25 protein-coding genes, 1 tRNA gene and 1 other RNA gene are annotated in these 16,354 nt (G+C 31.0%); 16 read left to right on the top strand and 11 right to left on the bottom strand.

Annotated features, from left to right (window positions below; genetic code table 11):
- The coding region (locus JOD41_RS09325; RefSeq protein WP_205052085.1) for an IS3 family transposase at nt 1-100 on the top strand (100 nt) is incomplete at its 5' end.
- A gap of 52 nt (nt 101-152) precedes the next feature.
- Here the strand turns inward: JOD41_RS09325 and JOD41_RS06365 are convergent.
- From JOD41_RS06365 to JOD41_RS06345, 5 genes are all read right to left on the bottom strand, one after another.
- A complete protein-coding gene (locus JOD41_RS06365; RefSeq protein WP_205052079.1) occupies nt 153-1,844 on the bottom strand; it encodes a VWA domain-containing protein in 1,692 nt (563 codons plus the stop codon).
- Between the two features lie 8 nt (nt 1,845-1,852).
- Nucleotides 1,853-2,731 carry an AAA family ATPase gene (locus JOD41_RS06360; RefSeq protein ID WP_205052078.1) on the bottom strand — a complete coding sequence of 293 codons (879 nt, stop codon included), beginning with the start codon at nt 2,729-2,731 and terminating at the stop codon, nt 1,853-1,855.
- 17 nt (nt 2,732-2,748) lie between these two features.
- Complete coding sequence (locus JOD41_RS06355; protein WP_205052077.1) at nt 2,749-3,069, bottom strand: iron-sulfur cluster assembly accessory protein; 321 nt, start codon at nt 3,067-3,069, stop codon at nt 2,749-2,751.
- A gap of 53 nt (nt 3,070-3,122) precedes the next feature.
- Entirely contained in the window at nt 3,123-4,577 is a 1,455-nt protein-coding gene (locus JOD41_RS06350) for a carbon starvation CstA family protein (protein ID WP_205052076.1), read from the bottom strand.
- A 378-nt stretch (nt 4,578-4,955) separates the two neighbouring features.
- A tRNA-Pro gene (locus JOD41_RS06345) sits at nt 4,956-5,032 on the bottom strand.
- A gap of 188 nt (nt 5,033-5,220) precedes the next feature.
- On the opposite strand from JOD41_RS06345, the gene JOD41_RS06340 reads away from it, so the two are divergent.
- From JOD41_RS06340 to ssrA, 3 genes are all read left to right on the top strand, one after another.
- The gene (locus JOD41_RS06340) at nt 5,221-5,859 is read left to right on the top strand and encodes an HAD family hydrolase (protein WP_205052075.1); all 639 of its coding nucleotides are present in this window, start codon (nt 5,221-5,223) and stop codon (nt 5,857-5,859) included.
- Complete coding sequence (locus JOD41_RS06335; protein WP_205052074.1) at nt 5,856-6,485, top strand: VanZ family protein; 630 nt, start codon at nt 5,856-5,858, stop codon at nt 6,483-6,485. Before JOD41_RS06340 ends, JOD41_RS06335 begins: the two co-directional genes overlap by 4 nt.
- Before the next feature lie 49 nt (nt 6,486-6,534).
- Nucleotides 6,535-6,876: a transfer-messenger RNA gene (gene ssrA / locus JOD41_RS06330) on the top strand.
- Between the two features lie 215 nt (nt 6,877-7,091).
- Here ssrA and JOD41_RS06325 read toward each other — a convergent pair.
- From JOD41_RS06325 to JOD41_RS06305, 5 genes are all read right to left on the bottom strand, one after another.
- The gene (locus tag JOD41_RS06325) at nt 7,092-8,261 is read right to left on the bottom strand and encodes a tyrosine-type recombinase/integrase (RefSeq protein WP_205052073.1); all 1,170 of its coding nucleotides are present in this window, start codon (nt 8,259-8,261) and stop codon (nt 7,092-7,094) included.
- Between the two features lie 159 nt (nt 8,262-8,420).
- On the bottom strand, nt 8,421-9,257 hold the full coding sequence (locus tag JOD41_RS06320) for a BRO-N domain-containing protein (RefSeq protein ID WP_205052072.1): 837 nt from the start codon (nt 9,255-9,257) through the stop codon (nt 8,421-8,423).
- Between the two features lie 23 nt (nt 9,258-9,280).
- Entirely contained in the window at nt 9,281-9,862 is a 582-nt protein-coding gene (locus JOD41_RS06315; RefSeq protein ID WP_239541083.1) for an ImmA/IrrE family metallo-endopeptidase, read from the bottom strand.
- Between the two features lie 189 nt (nt 9,863-10,051).
- The gene (locus JOD41_RS06310; RefSeq protein ID WP_205052071.1) at nt 10,052-10,942 is read right to left on the bottom strand and encodes a type II toxin-antitoxin system PemK/MazF family toxin; all 891 of its coding nucleotides are present in this window, start codon (nt 10,940-10,942) and stop codon (nt 10,052-10,054) included.
- Nucleotides 10,943-10,956: 14 nt separating this feature from the next.
- On the bottom strand, nt 10,957-11,322 hold the full coding sequence (locus JOD41_RS06305) for a helix-turn-helix domain-containing protein (RefSeq protein ID WP_205052070.1): 366 nt from the start codon (nt 11,320-11,322) through the stop codon (nt 10,957-10,959).
- Between the two features lie 166 nt (nt 11,323-11,488).
- Here JOD41_RS06305 and JOD41_RS06300 point away from each other — a divergent pair, with 166 nt between their 5' ends.
- Nucleotides 11,489-11,707: a helix-turn-helix transcriptional regulator gene (locus tag JOD41_RS06300; protein WP_205052069.1), complete on the top strand. Its 219-nt coding sequence runs from the start codon at nt 11,489-11,491 to the stop codon at nt 11,705-11,707.
- Between the two features lie 22 nt (nt 11,708-11,729).
- Nucleotides 11,730-11,930 (top strand): hypothetical protein, encoded by a 201-nt coding sequence (locus JOD41_RS06295; protein ID WP_205052068.1) that lies wholly within the window; start codon nt 11,730-11,732, stop codon nt 11,928-11,930.
- Here the strand turns inward: JOD41_RS06295 and JOD41_RS06290 are convergent.
- On the bottom strand, nt 11,908-12,276 hold the full coding sequence (locus tag JOD41_RS06290; RefSeq protein WP_205052067.1) for a DUF2513 domain-containing protein: 369 nt from the start codon (nt 12,274-12,276) through the stop codon (nt 11,908-11,910). The genes JOD41_RS06295 and JOD41_RS06290 overlap by 23 nt on opposite strands.
- A gap of 110 nt (nt 12,277-12,386) precedes the next feature.
- On the opposite strand from JOD41_RS06290, the gene JOD41_RS06285 reads away from it, so the two are divergent.
- From JOD41_RS06285 to JOD41_RS06240, 10 genes are all read left to right on the top strand, one after another.
- Nucleotides 12,387-12,665 (top strand): MerR family transcriptional regulator, encoded by a 279-nt coding sequence (locus JOD41_RS06285; protein WP_205052066.1) that lies wholly within the window; start codon nt 12,387-12,389, stop codon nt 12,663-12,665.
- Nucleotides 12,662-12,841 carry a hypothetical protein gene (locus JOD41_RS06280; RefSeq protein ID WP_205052065.1) on the top strand — a complete coding sequence of 60 codons (180 nt, stop codon included), beginning with the start codon at nt 12,662-12,664 and terminating at the stop codon, nt 12,839-12,841. The genes JOD41_RS06285 and JOD41_RS06280 overlap by 4 nt, the downstream gene beginning before the upstream one ends.
- Nucleotides 12,838-13,044, top strand: coding sequence for a hypothetical protein (locus JOD41_RS06275; protein ID WP_205052064.1), 207 nt, complete (start codon nt 12,838-12,840; stop codon nt 13,042-13,044). Before JOD41_RS06280 ends, JOD41_RS06275 begins: the two co-directional genes overlap by 4 nt.
- On the top strand, nt 13,023-13,259 hold the full coding sequence (locus tag JOD41_RS06270; RefSeq protein WP_205052063.1) for a hypothetical protein: 237 nt from the start codon (nt 13,023-13,025) through the stop codon (nt 13,257-13,259). The genes JOD41_RS06275 and JOD41_RS06270 overlap by 22 nt, the downstream gene beginning before the upstream one ends.
- Nucleotides 13,256-13,534: a hypothetical protein gene (locus JOD41_RS06265; RefSeq protein ID WP_205052062.1), complete on the top strand. Its 279-nt coding sequence runs from the start codon at nt 13,256-13,258 to the stop codon at nt 13,532-13,534. The genes JOD41_RS06270 and JOD41_RS06265 overlap by 4 nt, the downstream gene beginning before the upstream one ends.
- 110 nt (nt 13,535-13,644) lie before the next feature.
- On the top strand, nt 13,645-13,857 hold the full coding sequence (locus tag JOD41_RS06260; RefSeq protein ID WP_205052061.1) for a hypothetical protein: 213 nt from the start codon (nt 13,645-13,647) through the stop codon (nt 13,855-13,857).
- Nucleotides 13,844-14,314, top strand: a complete 471-nt coding sequence (locus JOD41_RS06255; RefSeq protein ID WP_205052060.1) for a siphovirus Gp157 family protein — start codon at nt 13,844-13,846, stop codon at nt 14,312-14,314. The genes JOD41_RS06260 and JOD41_RS06255 overlap by 14 nt, the downstream gene beginning before the upstream one ends.
- A 10-nt stretch (nt 14,315-14,324) precedes the next feature.
- The gene (locus JOD41_RS06250) at nt 14,325-15,080 is read left to right on the top strand and encodes a hypothetical protein (RefSeq protein WP_205052059.1); all 756 of its coding nucleotides are present in this window, start codon (nt 14,325-14,327) and stop codon (nt 15,078-15,080) included.
- A 25-nt stretch (nt 15,081-15,105) separates the two neighbouring features.
- Entirely contained in the window at nt 15,106-15,954 is an 849-nt protein-coding gene (locus JOD41_RS06245; protein WP_205052058.1) for a DUF4373 domain-containing protein, read from the top strand.
- Nucleotides 15,954-16,325, top strand: coding sequence for a RusA family crossover junction endodeoxyribonuclease (locus JOD41_RS06240; protein WP_205052057.1), 372 nt, complete (start codon nt 15,954-15,956; stop codon nt 16,323-16,325). The genes JOD41_RS06245 and JOD41_RS06240 overlap by 1 nt, the downstream gene beginning before the upstream one ends.
- The last annotated feature ends 29 nt before the right edge of the window (nt 16,326-16,354 follow it).

Here is a 16,354-nt window from a genome sequence, read left to right as displayed (position 1 = left end):
AGAGGAATATATTGATTATTACAATAATGAAAGAATTCAATCAAAAACAAAATGGATGCCACCTACAAAGTATAGGTTAGCATCCACTACAATTAATTAACTAAATATTGTGTCCAGTTTTATGGGTACACATCATAGACAGCTGCAGTTTTTTATTTCTTTTCAATATTTGCAATTTCTCTTTGAATAAAGCGACCTGCCACATTGGCAATTTCATTTACATTATTTATCCTTATATAATTTCTTCCAAATAAAAATTTTGCATTATCAACTTTGTCACTATTTAAAATTGCAGAAGTATGGAGACCTGATTTCTTTAACTTATCAAGTTCTTTTTTTGTGTCATCAAGAGATGCTTCTTCGCAATAACTTTTTGAGCCAAAAAAGTTTTTTGAAGCAAGGGGTCTAATGTCACGAGGATGAGCATCAGTTAGGGCAATTAAAAGATGATTTTCATTTTTAGAATCAATTAAATTTTCATAGGCACGATAAAATAGTCCATCACGATTCCAACCACTTGTCCTGTACCTAAAAATTTTCTCAATATCAGATTTTTCTTCATAGTCTTTTAAAATTGTGATAACTGTATAGTCTCCGACAGTCTCATAAGAAATCACACGATTTAATATTTCGTTATTTTCAAGGGACTTAGACACAATATATGCCTCAATAGCTATGTCACTTTCTAAATCCATTAAGGAGGCGGAAGCGTCTAAAATTAAATCCACCTTTAAGTAAGAATGTAAATTTAGAATTTTCTTTGAAAAAATATTAACCTTGTCAGAAATCATAGACTTGTAGGCAAGACGTGAAATTAATTTTCCGCTATTTGTTACAACGTCTTCCATGCCAGAATGAGAAGAAAGTGCAAGCCTAATTTTTTTAGATAGACTTTTAATTTCATTGTTGTAAAAATTTCTATTTTTCTTAAATTTTAAAAGATGCCTATTTACAGCTTCGTCGTCAAAGTTTTCTTCATGAAGATTTTTGTGTATTTGACCTCTTGTGTAGTGAAGCTTTGATTTTTTGTGGGCGCCATATAAATATTTCTCTTCAATTATTTTCATTTCATCATCAGAATAAATTGACTTGCCAAAAGTATCTTCAATGTATTTTTCTTTTTCCCTTCTTCTTTTTAGGGCAAGGGAATAGAAAAATCCAGTAATGCCAGAAGATTTTTTGCCTTGAAAATCTCCAAAAAGAGTTGGATTATTAGATCTTTCAAGTTTAACAAAGCTCATAGAATCAAAGAGGGTGAAATTTTTTAGGGGAGAGAATTTTAAAGCTTCATTTTCCGTATAATTTAAGCTTTCACGAAAAATATTTAGGATTCTTTCTTCTAAATTTTTTTCATCAGTATCATTTTTAAGTTTTAAAGACTCAAAAATTTTTTTTCTCTTGTCGCTTAACTTATAGGGCATGCCTAAAATATCATGAACTTTTTTAAGCTGCATTTCAAAAAATAAATTTTCTTTTAAGGCTAAATTTTTTCTCTGCAAGTCGTATTTATCTTCTAAAAATTTTTTTGCATAAATTTTTCTAAGAGAGGTCAAGACTTGCCTAGACTTTACTTCTTTTTCATAGACAAAATCTTCTAAAAGAAAAATTGCAAATAAATCAAATTTATCTCTGTTAAGATTGTACTCCCAAATTTCAAAAAGTTTCTCCAAATTTTCACTGCCAAAATATTTTGCTGAAATGCCGATTATTAAATTTAGATAAAAGTCTGGATTGCCAGATATGTCTTCGCCAGTGATGAAAGGCTCATTGTCATAGTCCATGGAGCCGTCCCAAATTATATTTTTTATTCGATTTTCTTCTTTTCTAGAATTTTTATTTTTCATAGTAAAAATCACTCTTGGAAAATATCTTTAAAATATAAATTTTCTTCAAACCTCGTCTTAATTAAATCCCTTAAAATTTCTTCTTCATAGGGATCAAAGAGTTTATTTGCAATAGTAAGCTGAAGGGCAGAATTTAAACTAAGATCTTCTCTAACTAGATCAATTGCGTCAAAAATTCCCCTAAGATCTGGAGCATGGCGTGAAATTTCTCCTGCTTCTGCCTTTAATTTTAAATCATAAAAGAAAAAGGCAATGTTTCCCACATATTCTTCCTTCATATTTGCATATTCTTTTTTAATAAGTTCAACAAGTCTATCACGAGAAATTAGGGGCATTTTTATAATTACAAAACGAGAGAGAAGTGCTTCGTTTAACTCTCTTGTGCCCTCGTAGCCATAATTCATTGTGGCAATAAATCTCGTTGCAGGATGAAGTTTAATAAGGTCATAACCAGGTATGTCAATAATTCTTCTATAGTCTAAAATGGAGTGTAGTACTGCCATTGCTTCATTTTTTGCCATATTAATTTCATCTAAGACAACAAAGCCGCCACAATTTGCAGCCTTTGTAATAGGTCCTTCACGAAAGAGGACATTTCCATTTTTTAAGGTGTCGTCGCCAATTAAAACGGAGCTATCAATATTTATGTGAAAGGACAAATTCCAAAGAGGTCTTTTAAAGAGGTGGGCGAGATTTTCTGCCAAAACATTTTTACCTGTTGACTTATCACCAACAAGAAGAATATTTTTGCCAGCCAAAACTGCTGAAACTGCCTCTTTTAAAATTTCGTCGCCAGAATAAAAGAAGTGAGGATTTGGAATTCTTTCTTTATATTTTTCCTCTAATTCATAATTTTTTATAAAGTCTTCTATTTTTGTATTTTTCATTTAAGTCACTAATCGTTTCATTTTTCAATTGAATTTATTTCGTTCTCAACATATAATTTTTTAAAATTTCCAAGACCTATGGCAGAAATATTTATATCCATGTCTTCCCGACCTTCAAGGTAAAGTTCAAGAGTTGGATTATAAAAAATTGATATGCCAGAGAAATCAACTTTTTTATACCTACTTGTGTCCTCGTCTTCTCTTATGCTTATGTCAAAGTCAAAGTTTCCCACGCCGCAACAAGAAGCTTTTACATCAACATCAGGATTCACAAAAATTTTGTTTATATTTTTCTTTTTGAGAAAATCTAAAGCTTTATCACTTATTATAAAATTCATAAAACCTCCTAAATAAAAAAGGTGGCACATAGCCACCTCTTATTTTAAAATAATTAATCTAAATTTATAGATTGTATTCTATCTTTATTCTTCTTACCAAGTTTAATTACGAAGTAAGCATATAAAACTGCTATAACACCTGCTGCAGGGTATGCAATTGAGAATGGCATTCCAAGTCCAAGACCTTTAATGTTAATAATAAATGAGAATACTATAAATACATAGAAGATTCCTGGAAGTAGAGTAATAATATAATTTTTACCTGTATCAATTAAATAAATAGTTGCAACAGCTAGAGCAAAAGTTGCTACGAATTGGTTAGTGAAACCAAAGTATCTCCAAAGTAGGTTAAATCCATTAGGATTAGTTTTTGCAAAGTATAGAATTGCAAAAGCTGGGATAAATAATACTGCAGAAAGACCGGCTCTCTTTGAAGGAGCTTTTTGGTCAATGTTTAGTTCTTCAGAGATGATAAGTCTAAGAGATCTAAAAGCAGTATCACCAGAAGTTATAGGAAGTGCAATAACACCAAGAACTGCAAGAAGTCCACCAACATTACCCATGAAGTATTTAGAAACTTGACCAACCATAATTGTTCCCGGAGTGTCAAGTGCAGCTTTTCCAGAAGAGAATAGAACAATTGCACCTGCTGCCCAAACCATGGCGATGAAACCTTCAGCGATCATAGTTGAGTAGAAAGTTGTCTTAGCTTCTGATTCAGATTTAACAGTTCTAGAAATAAGTGTTACTTGAGAACCGTGGAAACCTGATAAGATACCACAAGCAACTGTAATAAAGAATGATGGAATAAATTTTTGTCCAAGTGGGTGTTCTGCAAGAAGTCCAGCATTTTTAAATGCTAAGTCACCAGAGCCTTTAATAAAGATTCCAATAAATACTCCAATAGCAGAGATAATTAGGAAACCACCAAAGATTGGATAAATTCTACCGATTAATTTATCGATAGGAAGTACAGTTGAAGCTATGTAGTAAGCAAAAATTACTGCATAAATAATCCAAATAACATTTGAATCGGCGCCGACTTTAAGAATATCATTTGCGATAAGGTCTCCAGGAGTGTAGACAAAAACTACACCAGTTAAAAGAAGTAAAATTGCAATAACAATATTGTAGAATTTTCTGATTCCATCGCCAATGTATTTTCCAACGAGTTTAGGAACTTGTGATCCACCATTTCTCATTGAAATAAATCCAGTCATGTAATCATGAACAGATCCTGCAAATACGCAACCAAGTGGAATTGCTAGAAAAGCAATAGGTCCAAAAAGAATACCTTGGATAGGTCCAATGATAGGTCCCATACCTGCAATGTTAAGTAAATTGATGAGCCAGTTTTTCTTTTCGCTCATTACTACATAGTCAACTCCATCGGCTTTTCTAACGGCTGGAGTTTCTCTGTCATCAGGTGCTAATTGATTTTCTACATATTTAGAGTAGAAAAATCCGCCACCAAGCAATATTATAAGTCCAATAATAAATAGTAACATATAAATCCTCCTTTACTTTTATTATTCTTAGCTCAATTATAGAACAATAAAATAATAAATACAAGGCAAAAAACCTAAGAATTTCAAGGATTAAACCGTTTGCAGAAGAAATATGTATGGACACTTTTACTAAAAACTTTAATAAATGAAATATTAAGTAATTAATAATATTATTTGTAAATTTATTAATAAGAAATCCTACAAAAACTTATAGAAAAGTAAAAAATTTAAAAATTTGTGAAAATATAAAAATATTAAGAAATTCTAAGAATGATAATGAAAAAAATCTTTGATGCTATAAAATTTTACTAACAAAAATTAGATGGAAATAATTTAAAGACACAAAAAAAGAAGGCTTTCGCCTTCACAATAAAGAAATGGTCGGGGTGAGAGGATTCGAACCCCCGGCCCCATGGTCCCAAACCACGTGCGCTACCAAACTGCGCTACACCCCGACAATGAAAATTTTACAAGAATTTTATATTCTTTATATTTAATTTTCGAACAGATATTATTATAACATGAAATAAATTTTTGTCAAAGCTTTTTTTAAAAAATTTTAAAAAGCACTTAGAAAACTATTATAGTTGATTTATAAAAAGATTACAACTAAAATATAAGTATTATTAAAAAAGGAGGTAACATGAAAGCTATTATATTTGATCTTGATGGAACCTTAGTAGATTCTATGGGTTATTGGAGGAGAGTTTCTCGTGACTTCATGAAGACTAAGGGAATAGACATAGAAGACGAAGTACAACACAAAATGACTACAATGAGCCTTGTAACTTCTCTTAAATATTTAAAAGAATATTATAAATTAGAAGAAAGTTTTGATGAATTATATGAAGGATTTAGCAAAACAGTTATAGATTTTTATTCCAACAAAGTAAAATTAAAGGACAACGCCCTAGAAATTTTAAATTATTTTAAAGAAAAAAAGAAAAAAATTGTAATAGGAACATCAACAGCAAAACATTTTGCAGAAATTGTAATAAATAAGTATGGCATTGATAAATATATTGAAGGACTTTACACAGCAGATTCAGTTGGCCACATTAAGGGTGAAGAAAAATTTTTCACAACTATAGCTGACGCATTAGGCGAAAAAAAAGAAGATATATATTTAATAGACGATTCCTATTTAGCACTTAGAACTGCAAAAAGAGCAGGCCTTGAAACTGTAGGTATGTATGATGAAAATTCTAAGGACAAGTGGCAAATAGTTGTAGATGAAAATAAATATTCCATAACAAATTTAATAGAACTAAAAAATATATGAGATTATTTTTATTTTTTGCAGTAAGGACAATACCTGCCTTTGTGATTACTTTCCTAGTTTTTTCTATGCTGAGAGTAAAGTTTTTCTCCCACAGAAAAATAAATTCTAGTGGATTTAGAGAATTTCTACTAAGTCTTTTTGCAGGCTACCTTGCCTTTTTAGTTATAATGTTATTTACGCCAAATTCCTATATAGCCAACTCTGGAATAAATTTAACTAATGAAAATTTTGACTTCGTAGGAAATTTTAAAGATAGAATTTCATCTGGAGCCTGGGGTGTAAATTTAGTTCCCTTTAGAACTATAAGAAATTACGTAAAATATTCAGGATTTCTTCATACAATGATAAATATTTTTGGAAATATAATAATTTTTGTGCCCTTTGGAATTTTACTTGCAGAAATTTTTCCAAAGACGAGAAATATTTTAAAGATCCTTGGCATTACTTTTGCTACTTCTTTTTTTGTTGAATTTATTCAATTTTTTATAGGAAGATCTGTTGATATTGATGATTTAATTTTAAACCTTCTTGGTTCTGTAATTGGATATTTTATTTGGAAGAAAATTTTAAGATTTAAGTTTGCAAAGAAAAATAGAAGGAGAATAAAAAGGACTGAGATGCACTAAAATTGACAAAACAGGGAAGTTTTAGTATAATCTTAGTCTAACTAAATATGGGGGCGAAAATGGTTTCGACGGGGATTTTGAGCTTTAAGTAGCGAGTCGTTGATGGATCACACAACGTAAAAATGGTCTATAAAAAATAAACGACGAAAATAATTTCGCACTAGCTGCCTAATTAGGTAGCAATCCGGCCAGACACCGCGAACTGTAACCGGGTTTCAAATTAGCGGGCAAACGAACTCTGTAAGGCGCCATAGCAGAGGGGGTTAATGGCGATACTCTGTATGAGTTTGACACTCTAGTAATGCAGGGGAAATTTAAGAGGAGTCTGCACTCGGAGAATCTTTCTGTAAGAAGTCTTCGGACGTGGGTTCGACTCCCACCGCCTCCACCATTCATACTTAACCACAGTTAACCATATTGTGTAGAAATAGCCATTCCTTAGTGAATGGTTTTTTTATTTGCGTTGACAATTAACCATATTTAACCGTATTTGATGGTAATTTCCCACCTAAAGTCCCCACCTGTTTTTTTAAATGAATGTCTATTTATAGCCATTCAAGATGATGACTTTTTTGATTCCGCGATTAAGTCCCCACTTTTTTGGATTTACTCAACTTTTAATAAATCCATCTTCACAGTTCCGTTTAAAACATTAAAGATATCTTTCTTTCCTTCTTCTACTGCGTGGATATACACTAGGGTAGTTGAAGTGTCTAAGTGTCCCATTTGCTGTGCTATGTTTGCCAAGGGTATGTTATTATAAGCAAGCATTGTTGCTGTTGTATGCCTTAATCCATAAGGTGGCACATACCTCAAATGGTATCTTTCACAAAAGTTTTTCCACCAATTTCTAAAGGTGGATTCTCCTATATGTTCTCCCCTAGAGTTAGTGAATACATAATTATTAAATATATCAGTTTTCAACTTCAACTCTTTTGATTTTTCTTGTTCATTTTTATAATGGACTTGTAGCAAAGTAACTGCTAAATCAATCAAGTCTATTTCTCTAGGTTCTTCATTTTTAGTGCCTTTTGTTATATAGCCTGCATCTGTTGCTGCTAAGGATTCATCAATTAATATTTTTCTTTCGATCCAGTTGATTTTATTCCATTTCAAGCCTCTTGCTTCTGCAGGTCTTAAGCCACACATTACAGTTAAGACATAGAATAGGAAATACCTTACAGGAGCATGCTCAGAAAGTATTTCTAAGTGTTTTTGTACTTCGGATATGTTGTAGTATCTGTTTTTTGTTAAACGACGAGATACCTTAATCTTGATAGTTTTAAATGGATTTTCCTTTATTACATTTTTTGTAACTAATTCTTCAAATAGTGCATGAAGTGCTGTCAAATAATGTTTCTTTGTCTTTTGACTTAAGGGTTTATTGGTATTAATCCCCTTCTCAGTCTCTAGAAATTCAAAGAAGTTTCTTGCATCTGCTTCAGTAAAGGTAATTACTTTTTTATTTTTAAAGTAATTTCCCACTCTTTTTCCAATATAATCTCTATACCAGTCTATTGTGTTTTGTTCAAGGTCGTTGGTATCTATATACCATTCTCTTGCTTCAATAATATCAAGCTCAGAGATTTTATTTGGATCAGATGCCTTTAGCTTTGTTTCTTCATACAACTCGGCCTCTATAGTTGCAACTAATGCTTTTAATTGGATCCCATCTAAATTTGTTCCAATTGTTCTACTGGGTCTATATCTTTTGCCATTAAAGTTATAGTCTCCCATGATTTTAATTTTGCCGTTTTTTAAAATTTTATATGACATATATCCTCCTAAAAATTTTAGTAGGAAAGCTACATTTGCATCTGGGGGATGCAGTTACCATAAAATTATGGTATTATATAAAAGGAGACAGAAAGTCTCTATATATGACATTTTCCTTGATTTCGTTTGGTCGCGGGTCAAGGATTTTTTTATTTATTCTTAGTCAAGTTCTAAGTTATTTTTTGTGAAGTCTAATGCATTTTTACTTGTTACAACAGATTTACCAGTTTTCTCCTCTATGGCTTTTCTTGCATCTCCTGCAATTTTACCACCTTGTCTTGTTATTTTTTCGTTTTCGTCAAACCCTTGCGGATTATATGTTTTTGTGAGCTCAGTTGTTGTTGCTTCAGCTAATTGATTCAAAGTTAATTCTAATGTCGACATATTGTCCCTTAGATTCCCCTTTTTTATATTCTTCAAATTTTTGTAATCCTTGGTTTTTAAACCAGACCACTCTAAGGTTAATGCATCTGTTAGCAAGGCATATTCTATTCCTTCTTTTATTCCGTGTGATTTCCATTGATCAGTGAGTTCATTTCTTGCCTTAATGGATATCATTCTTTGTTGTATCCATTTTTCATCATAACCTTTTTTAAGATAAGTTTCTTTTGCTCTTTGAATTGCCAACTCGGGATCTATTGTTTCATCAATTCTTTCTTTACCAACTTTAGCTAACCACAATTTAAAAGGCTCAGCTTTAGGAGATGGGATGGATTGAATTATCCTGAATATTCCTTCCATATCAGCAGCTTGGATGTTTCTTTTTTTGCCATCTTTAGCAATCATTTTAACCTGGGTACAAATTGTACCCCAGTTGCTAGATAATTCTTTGTCACGATTACGCATTTTTTTTATATATTGTTTTGGGTCGACACTTTCTGTCAAAACAGAAACAACATCTTCTACACTAAAAAACCACTCTTCTTTTTCTGAATCCCATTTTGAACGGACTTCCTTATTTTCAAAAACTTGTATCATATTGTTCTCTTTATTCATAACATTCTCCTTTCTTTGAATAACTAAACTTCTTGAAACTTATATTTATCTAAAATCAATGAGTGCTTTGTATATTGGATAATATCATTTAAAGAAACTGACTTCTCATCTTCTATCTTCCTTCTAAAGCCTTCCATGTCTTCTAAAAATCTTTTTCTTTGCTCGTAGGCACTGTAACTAACTCCATATAAGTCCAGGACATAATTTGGTGGAAACTTTGCTGTCTTATACATCATTTCTCTAGGCATTAAGAGTTCTCCTGCAAAGGCATCTGCAGATTTTTCTTTTACATAGTCGCTTAGATATTTATATTTTGTGTGATGCTGCAGAAAGATATGGCCAAGTTCGTGGGCAAGGGTAAATCTTTGACGTGATAAGTCATAGTTAACATCATCTAGTGCTATAAGATACCTTTTAGTTTTATAGTTATAGATGCTATATCCATCTAAGCCTAAGAGATCTTTTTTTTCTATCTTAATATCTGGTCTATATTTGATAATATCCTCTACCTTAATTGGCAGGAGTTTCTCCTCATATTTAATTTTTTTGTGTACGCAGTGTGCCATGCTAACTGCGTAATTCAAGTTATAGTTTAAATTATTCATATTACAAACCTTAGTTCTTTTTTAGATAAAAAATATATAGGGAATAAATCCCATATATTAGCAATAATAAAAAAAGGAGATACTCAATTTCTCAAGTATCTCCATGCGTCTAAAACGCAAAATCTAATAGGTTGTGTTCCCACAACTATGTCCCTATAGGACTTGTATGTGTATATTATACAAGAGAAACTATTTTTTGTCAAAAACAAATAGTTCTTTTATTTTGTTGTTTATTTGGTCCATATATTTAGGATCTAATATTACATTAGATAAGGTATCTTCTTTCCTTCGTGGATTGAGAATTCTCAATTTACTTATTGTAGTTATTTGATTGATATCAGCAATTGATTCCTTATTTAATTCCAAGGCTTTTGATAACTTATTGTTCATTAAAGGTATTTCTTTTTCAATTTTTTCAAGCCTTTTTTCAATAAATGACTTAATATCATCAATAGAATTATTTAGTTCATCTGTATTGTTATTTAAAAGGTAAAATCTTACATCATTAATTAAATTCACAATTTTATAGTCATCTGAAAATTCTTCTAATAAATTATCAAAAGAATCTAAAATTAAGTCTGAACTCTCAGCATTAAAAATATACTCTAAAGTATTAGCAATAGTTCTATTAGTCTCACTACTTTCTTTAAGACTAGATATTGTTTTCTTTAAATTGTATGCTATTGACATTTGCAATGAATCTTCTAAATTAACTTGAAATCTTTTATTAATTTTGCCTTTAAAGGATCTAAGAGGAACAACAGTTACATTGCCTGAATGAGTAGAATCATTATTTGAAACAACTACACAATAATGATTACCTCCTAATTCATGGCCAATTCTATATCCAAAATTAACAAAAAGAATTTGACCTCTTTTATATTTGAAATATTTTTTTTGATGTTTAAAGTTTTCTTCTTTTCTTAATAGCTTTTCATAAGTTTCATACCAATAAGATAACAAAACAGCTTGCTTGTATTTTGAATCTGTCCATTCTTTACCAAGCTTTTCTAATTTATAAATTTGATTATCTCTATAATGGATATATTCATTTTTATTATTTATGTCTTTATAATCCATGTTATAGACCCTCTTTATTTCTCTTCATCTTCGAAGAAAGTTGCCTTAATCATCCTTAACATCATTTCTTTTTGCTCAGGTGTGAGGTTTTTGTTTGCTCTATAAAGTACAGATACTCCTTCAGGAAAATCTTTTTCTAATTCTGTTGCTTTGGATTTTTCTTTAGTTATATGGTGTGCATCTGGGCGACCAAGTAGATAATCAGTGCTAACATTTAGAGCATTGGCAATAGAAGCTAACATAGTAGCACTAGGCTCTCTTTTGTCATTTACATATCTACCTATTGATACTTCAGTAGTACCAACTATTTTTGCTAATTCTTTTTGAGTTAAATTTTTATCATTTAATAATTTTAAAATTCTTTTACCTAAAGTATCCATAATCACACCACCTAATACAACTTTTGGTAATTAAATTATAACCAAAATATACCATTCGGTAAACGGGTATAACCAAAAATATAATTTATTTTTAAAAATCACTTGACAATATAACAATCGGTTAGTAAAATATATATAACAAATGGTTATTGAAAGAGGTGATTAAATGAATCTTAAATTATTAAGAATTACAAGACTTGAAAAAGAGTTATCACAAAAACAATTAGCAAATCTTATTGGAGTGCATGAACTAACTTATTCACGCAAAGAAAGAGGAGAAAGAGAATTTACTAGAACTGAAATAGATAATTTAGCAAAGGCATTAGATTTATCTAATGATGAAGTGAATACAATTTTTTTTGATAGCAGAATAACCAATTGTTAAACAGAGCGAGAGGAGGTGGAAGATGGAAAGTAAGTCATTTCTTTTAATAGAAATGAATATGGAAAGAATAAGAGTCCTTCAAAAACATAAAACAGAACTTAGAGAGGAAATAAACTCGAATATATATCAAGAAAATGAAGAGTTATTTTCTAAGTACTCAAAACTCGAAAGACTCTTTAATGAAATTATTTGTTATGAGGCTAAATGCCTAATTGAGATTTAATTATAGATTCAGCAGTAGCTTGGAAGACTGCAAGAGAACAAGATTTAACTAATGAACCTATTTTAGATTTGGTCTCTTTGTATATTTCTGGATCTCTTATTGAATCTAGGTAGTCATGACCTTGAGAAGTTAACCTGTTAATTGTAAATAAATTATATTTAGCTCCCATACAAGGTATGGAGTTGTATGAAATAAAATTATTATCTGTTATTAATTCTAAATGATAATAAAGTTTATCTTTGTCAGAAGATAGGTCTAAAAAATCTTCTAATTCCACTTCTTTTGAAGGAGTTAAATCTTCTATTTTGATTAACATATCTCGAATTAAGTCTAGGTCTCTTTTCAATATAATCACCTCCTTGAGATGATTATAGCACCATTAGTTAAATGATAAATAGATATCAAGTTAATAAGTAATAATTTTAGGAAAGCTACATTAAGCATTGGGGGATGCAGATGGAAGGTTTAAAGGAAAATTTAAGTACTGAAGATTTACTAGAAATTATTAGTAATCTCAACAAGAAGTTAGATTTTTTGATTGAAACTATGTCTATTCCTAAAGAAAACTTCACAAGAGAAGAGGCCTGTCAATATTTAACTATGGGCAGGACTACCTTCGACAAGGAAGTGGAATCTGGCAGGATTAGGTTTAAGACGAAGGGAGACGGAGAGAAGAACAAGCAAAGAATTTTCAGAAAAGTTTGGTTAGATGATTGGATGGAGAGATACACATGAAATTTTTAAGTATTAGTTGGTACAAGATACCTATTGGAATTAGAAGATTCTTAGGAGTTTTACTTCTTTTTATTCTTGCATACTGGGCTTTTGCATTTAGCGTAAAGCTTATTTGTTATCTTTTGTATGCAGGCACAGAAATTATAGATGGATTTTTTAAACTTTTAGTGTCATGAAATTATATCTAGGAGTTACTCCTGATAAGTATGAGCTACCTCTTTTTGTAGCTGATTCATTGAAAGAACTCTCAAAGATGAGTGGTTTTGATTATGACAGTGTCCGTCATCTAATATCAAAAAGAAGTAGCGGAAAAAACAAGGGAATTAAATTTATAAAGATAACAATAGAGGAGGAAGAATGGCACAAAGCAAAAAAATGAAAGCCAATAGAAAGACTTTTACTGGAGTTTTAATGGTTTATATAAATAAGTTTAATATTCCAGATGGGGAATGGTTTTTGACAGCTGATCTTCATAAGTTTTTAGAAGGTGAACGAGAAAACTATCGTAAGGAAAAAGGTATAGAAGTAATTGAAGATTATAGAGAAGTTGACAAGTATATTTTAGAAAAATATAAAGATGAGGCTAGAAGATGATATCCAAAATATTAGAGTCACAATTTGATTTTTATGACGTGACAGGACCAAGAAAAGCAAGCATAGAATTTTATCAAAGAATTATTGAAGACTTGCTGTATGAAGAAGTGCAAGCAATTGTTTATCACGAAAAAGAAGAATTTTTTGAAGTGTTTTTTTGTGACGAGTATATGGCTAAGCTTTTAATTAATGTAGCCATGGATAGTATATCTGCATGTACAAGAGATGTGGTTTCACAAACATTGAGTTATGGAGAAAAAAGAAGAAATGATTAATTTAAAAAAGGCAAATGAAAAAAGTCCTGCAGCGACTAAACAACAGGACTAAAGAGTAAATAAAAATATATTTTATTTGCCTTTATTATACCACAAATAAGGGGGAAATTATGAAATTTAAAATTGAATTTGAACTTGATTTTAAGGATCAAGAGATTTTGAAGATGTTACTTGAAAATCACACTGTTGATGAGCTTACACAAAACGGCTATTGCTACACAGTAGATAGGATTTTAAACAACTTTAACATCAACGGCACGCAAGAAGTGAGTGGAATAAAGGTTACTAGGCTAGAAGAGGAGGCAGATTATGCAATTATATGAACTAACAGAAATTTACTTGAATTTAAAAGACATGGATATTGAAGAGGGAGATCTTAATTCTGCCTTAGAAAATATTGATGATGAAATTGAAACCAAGGCTGATAATATTGCAAAAGTTTTAAGAGACTTTGACGGAGATATAGAGGCTCTGAAATCTGAAGAAGAAAGACTAGCAAAGAAAAGGAAGGCCATTGAAAATAGGCAAAAGCAACTAAAGGAATACTTGCAAAATGCAATGCTAGTTTTGGATAAAAGAAAATTTAAGACAGATTTATTTTCTTTTAATATTCAAAAGAATGCTCCATCTTTGAGAATTTTAGATGAAAGTAAGATTCCTGAAGATTATTACAAGATTGAAAGAAAGTTAAATAAGAATGATTTAAAAGAAGCGGTAAAGAGCGGATTGTTCACAGATGCTGCTGAATTAGTCCAAACAGAAAGTTTAAGAATAAGATAAGGGGTTTAATATGACAAAAGAAATTGAAGTAAAAACAATGGATAGTTTAAGTGTCATTGAAAATATAAATGCTAATGCAGTTTCAAACACTTTAGGCAAGATAAATCAATTCCAACAAATAGTGCAAAGTCAGTTTAAGCAAGGTCATGATTATGGCTTAATTCCAGGGACTGGTAGCAAACCAACAATGTTAAAGCCTGGAGCTGAGAAAATAGTTATGCTTTTAGGCTTAACTTCTGAATTTGATATTTTAGAATCTACAAGAGATTTTGAAAAAGGATTTTTCCAATATCAAATAAAATGCCAACTTAAAAAAGATGACTATGTAATAACTGAGGGAATTGGTGCAGCAAATACAATGGAAACTAAATACAAGAAAGGTGATCCATACACTCTAGACAACACTGTCTTAAAAATGGCTAAGAAGAGGGCACTTGTTGATGCTGCTTTATTAGTGGGTTCTTTATCTGATGTATTTACTCAAGATATTGAGGACATGGACTTACAAGGAAACAGAGCCAGCGAATATCAAAAGACTTATACAGATCAAGACGGAACAATAACAAAGGCTCAAGCTAGAAGAATGTATGCTATGGGAGAAGGTAACAAAGATTTAATTATGCCAATCCTCAACAAGTATGGTTATAAGAGAACTGACGAAGTTCAAAAGCAAGATTATGAAAAGATTTGTAGTGAAATTGAAGAGATGAAGAACCTTCCAATTGGAAATCAAGAAAACAATCTTGAAGGAACACCATTTGAATAAGAAATTTTAGAGAAAGGAAATAATAATGGCAAGACCAGTTAAAGAAGGTCTGGATTATTTTCCTTTATATGTAGATATTTTTGAAGATGAAAAAATTGAAGCTATATCTGGAGAGTTTGGCATCAAGGGAGAAATTATTGTAGTCAAGCTGCTTTGTGCGATATATAAAAAAGGATATTTCATTCTGTGGAGTGACCTAATAATTGCTCAGATGCTTAAAAGACTCCCAGGTATTAGCAAGGATTTACTCAATAATGTAGTTGAACGCTTAGTGTTATGGGAATTTTTTGATAAAGACCTCTTTCATTCGGCAGGGATACTAACTAGTGAGAAGATCCAAGAAAATTTTTTTGAAGCTACAAAAAGAAGAAAAAGTCCAAAACCGACTTTATATGTTTTAGATAAGTTTTTGGAAAATGACAATTCAATAAAAAATGATGTTAATGGAGTTAATGTTGACATCAATACACAAACAAAGGGAGTTAATGTTGACATTAATACACAAAGTAAAGTAAAGGAAAGTAAAGTAAAGGATAGTGTGTCTAATAACACTATATCTTTATTAAATAAGATGCTCAAAATTAAGGTTGATTCTAAATTCCTCACAAAGATAAATTCAAACATTAACGTGAATAAGCTAATTGAGGAGCTTTCTAAAAGCAAATGGGTCTGCGATAATTTTGATCTTAACACTGCATCAAATTCCTTTTTGGTAAAGCTTTGTGATGGGAAATTTAGAGATTTTAAACCTGTGAACACAAATAAATTTAAGAACTTTAAGCAGATTACCGATTCCTATTCTGCAGAAGACCTTGAAGAAATGGCAATGCAAAAACAAAAAGCAGGATTTGAGAAGTTAGGAGTTGATATCTAGTGAACTTAACACTTTATGGAAGACCAATAACTAAGAAAAACTCGTCAAGAATTGTTAAATGTGGAGGGTATCATAAACTCCTGCCTTCAAAGGCTTATGTTGCTTATGAAAAGGACTGTTTAAGGCAAATTACAAGACCATACAAGCAAAAACTTAGTGGAAAGTATAACCTTCAGTGTCTTTATTACATGCCAACAAGACACAGGGTTGATTTAGTGAACCTATTAGAAGCCACTTGTGACATTTTAGTTGCAGCTGAAGTCATTGAAGATGACAATGCAAATATTATTGTGTCACATGATGGCTCAAGGGTTCTTTATGACAAGGAAAATCCAAGGGTTGAGGTTTATTTGGAAGAGCTTGGAAAATAGAAAATGTTAAGAAATGTTAATGTTTTAAC

Origin of the sequence: Peptoniphilus gorbachii (assembly GCF_016908115.1) — a bacterium.
Classification (GTDB): domain Bacteria; phylum Bacillota; class Clostridia; order Tissierellales; family Peptoniphilaceae; genus Peptoniphilus_A; species Peptoniphilus_A gorbachii.
Note: the sequence above shows the minus strand (reverse complement) of the source record. Positions and strands in the feature narration are given on the sequence as shown.

What these genes read in the sequence shown, in the direction of transcription:
- JOD41_RS06365 (WP_205052079.1), bottom strand. Translation starts at nt 1,844, where the DNA reads ATGAAAAATAAAAATTCTAGAAAAGAAGAAAATCGAATAAAAAATATA.
- JOD41_RS06360 (WP_205052078.1), bottom strand. Translation starts at nt 2,731, where the DNA reads ATGAAAAATACAAAAATAGAAGACTTTATAAAAAATTATGAATTAGAG.
- JOD41_RS06355 (WP_205052077.1), bottom strand. Translation starts at nt 3,069, where the DNA reads ATGAATTTTATAATAAGTGATAAAGCTTTAGATTTTCTCAAAAAGAAA.
- JOD41_RS06350 (WP_205052076.1), bottom strand. Translation starts at nt 4,577, where the DNA reads ATGTTACTATTTATTATTGGACTTATAATATTGCTTGGTGGCGGATTT.
- JOD41_RS06340 (WP_205052075.1), top strand. Translation starts at nt 5,221, where the DNA reads ATGAAAGCTATTATATTTGATCTTGATGGAACCTTAGTAGATTCTATG.
- JOD41_RS06335 (WP_205052074.1), top strand. Translation starts at nt 5,856, where the DNA reads ATGAGATTATTTTTATTTTTTGCAGTAAGGACAATACCTGCCTTTGTG.
- JOD41_RS06325 (WP_205052073.1), bottom strand. Translation starts at nt 8,261, where the DNA reads ATGTCATATAAAATTTTAAAAAACGGCAAAATTAAAATCATGGGAGAC.
- JOD41_RS06320 (WP_205052072.1), bottom strand. Translation starts at nt 9,257, where the DNA reads ATGAATAAAGAGAACAATATGATACAAGTTTTTGAAAATAAGGAAGTC.
- JOD41_RS06315 (WP_239541083.1), bottom strand. Translation starts at nt 9,862, where the DNA reads ATGAATAATTTAAACTATAACTTGAATTACGCAGTTAGCATGGCACAC.
- JOD41_RS06310 (WP_205052071.1), bottom strand. Translation starts at nt 10,942, where the DNA reads ATGGATTATAAAGACATAAATAATAAAAATGAATATATCCATTATAGA.
- JOD41_RS06305 (WP_205052070.1), bottom strand. Translation starts at nt 11,322, where the DNA reads ATGGATACTTTAGGTAAAAGAATTTTAAAATTATTAAATGATAAAAAT.
- JOD41_RS06300 (WP_205052069.1), top strand. Translation starts at nt 11,489, where the DNA reads ATGAATCTTAAATTATTAAGAATTACAAGACTTGAAAAAGAGTTATCA.
- JOD41_RS06295 (WP_205052068.1), top strand. Translation starts at nt 11,730, where the DNA reads ATGGAAAGTAAGTCATTTCTTTTAATAGAAATGAATATGGAAAGAATA.
- JOD41_RS06285 (WP_205052066.1), top strand. Translation starts at nt 12,387, where the DNA reads ATGGAAGGTTTAAAGGAAAATTTAAGTACTGAAGATTTACTAGAAATT.
- JOD41_RS06280 (WP_205052065.1), top strand. Translation starts at nt 12,662, where the DNA reads ATGAAATTTTTAAGTATTAGTTGGTACAAGATACCTATTGGAATTAGA.
- JOD41_RS06275 (WP_205052064.1), top strand. Translation starts at nt 12,838, where the DNA reads ATGAAATTATATCTAGGAGTTACTCCTGATAAGTATGAGCTACCTCTT.
- JOD41_RS06270 (WP_205052063.1), top strand. Translation starts at nt 13,023, where the DNA reads ATGGCACAAAGCAAAAAAATGAAAGCCAATAGAAAGACTTTTACTGGA.
- JOD41_RS06265 (WP_205052062.1), top strand. Translation starts at nt 13,256, where the DNA reads ATGATATCCAAAATATTAGAGTCACAATTTGATTTTTATGACGTGACA.
- JOD41_RS06260 (WP_205052061.1), top strand. Translation starts at nt 13,645, where the DNA reads ATGAAATTTAAAATTGAATTTGAACTTGATTTTAAGGATCAAGAGATT.
- JOD41_RS06255 (WP_205052060.1), top strand. Translation starts at nt 13,844, where the DNA reads ATGCAATTATATGAACTAACAGAAATTTACTTGAATTTAAAAGACATG.
- JOD41_RS06250 (WP_205052059.1), top strand. Translation starts at nt 14,325, where the DNA reads ATGACAAAAGAAATTGAAGTAAAAACAATGGATAGTTTAAGTGTCATT.
- JOD41_RS06245 (WP_205052058.1), top strand. Translation starts at nt 15,106, where the DNA reads ATGGCAAGACCAGTTAAAGAAGGTCTGGATTATTTTCCTTTATATGTA.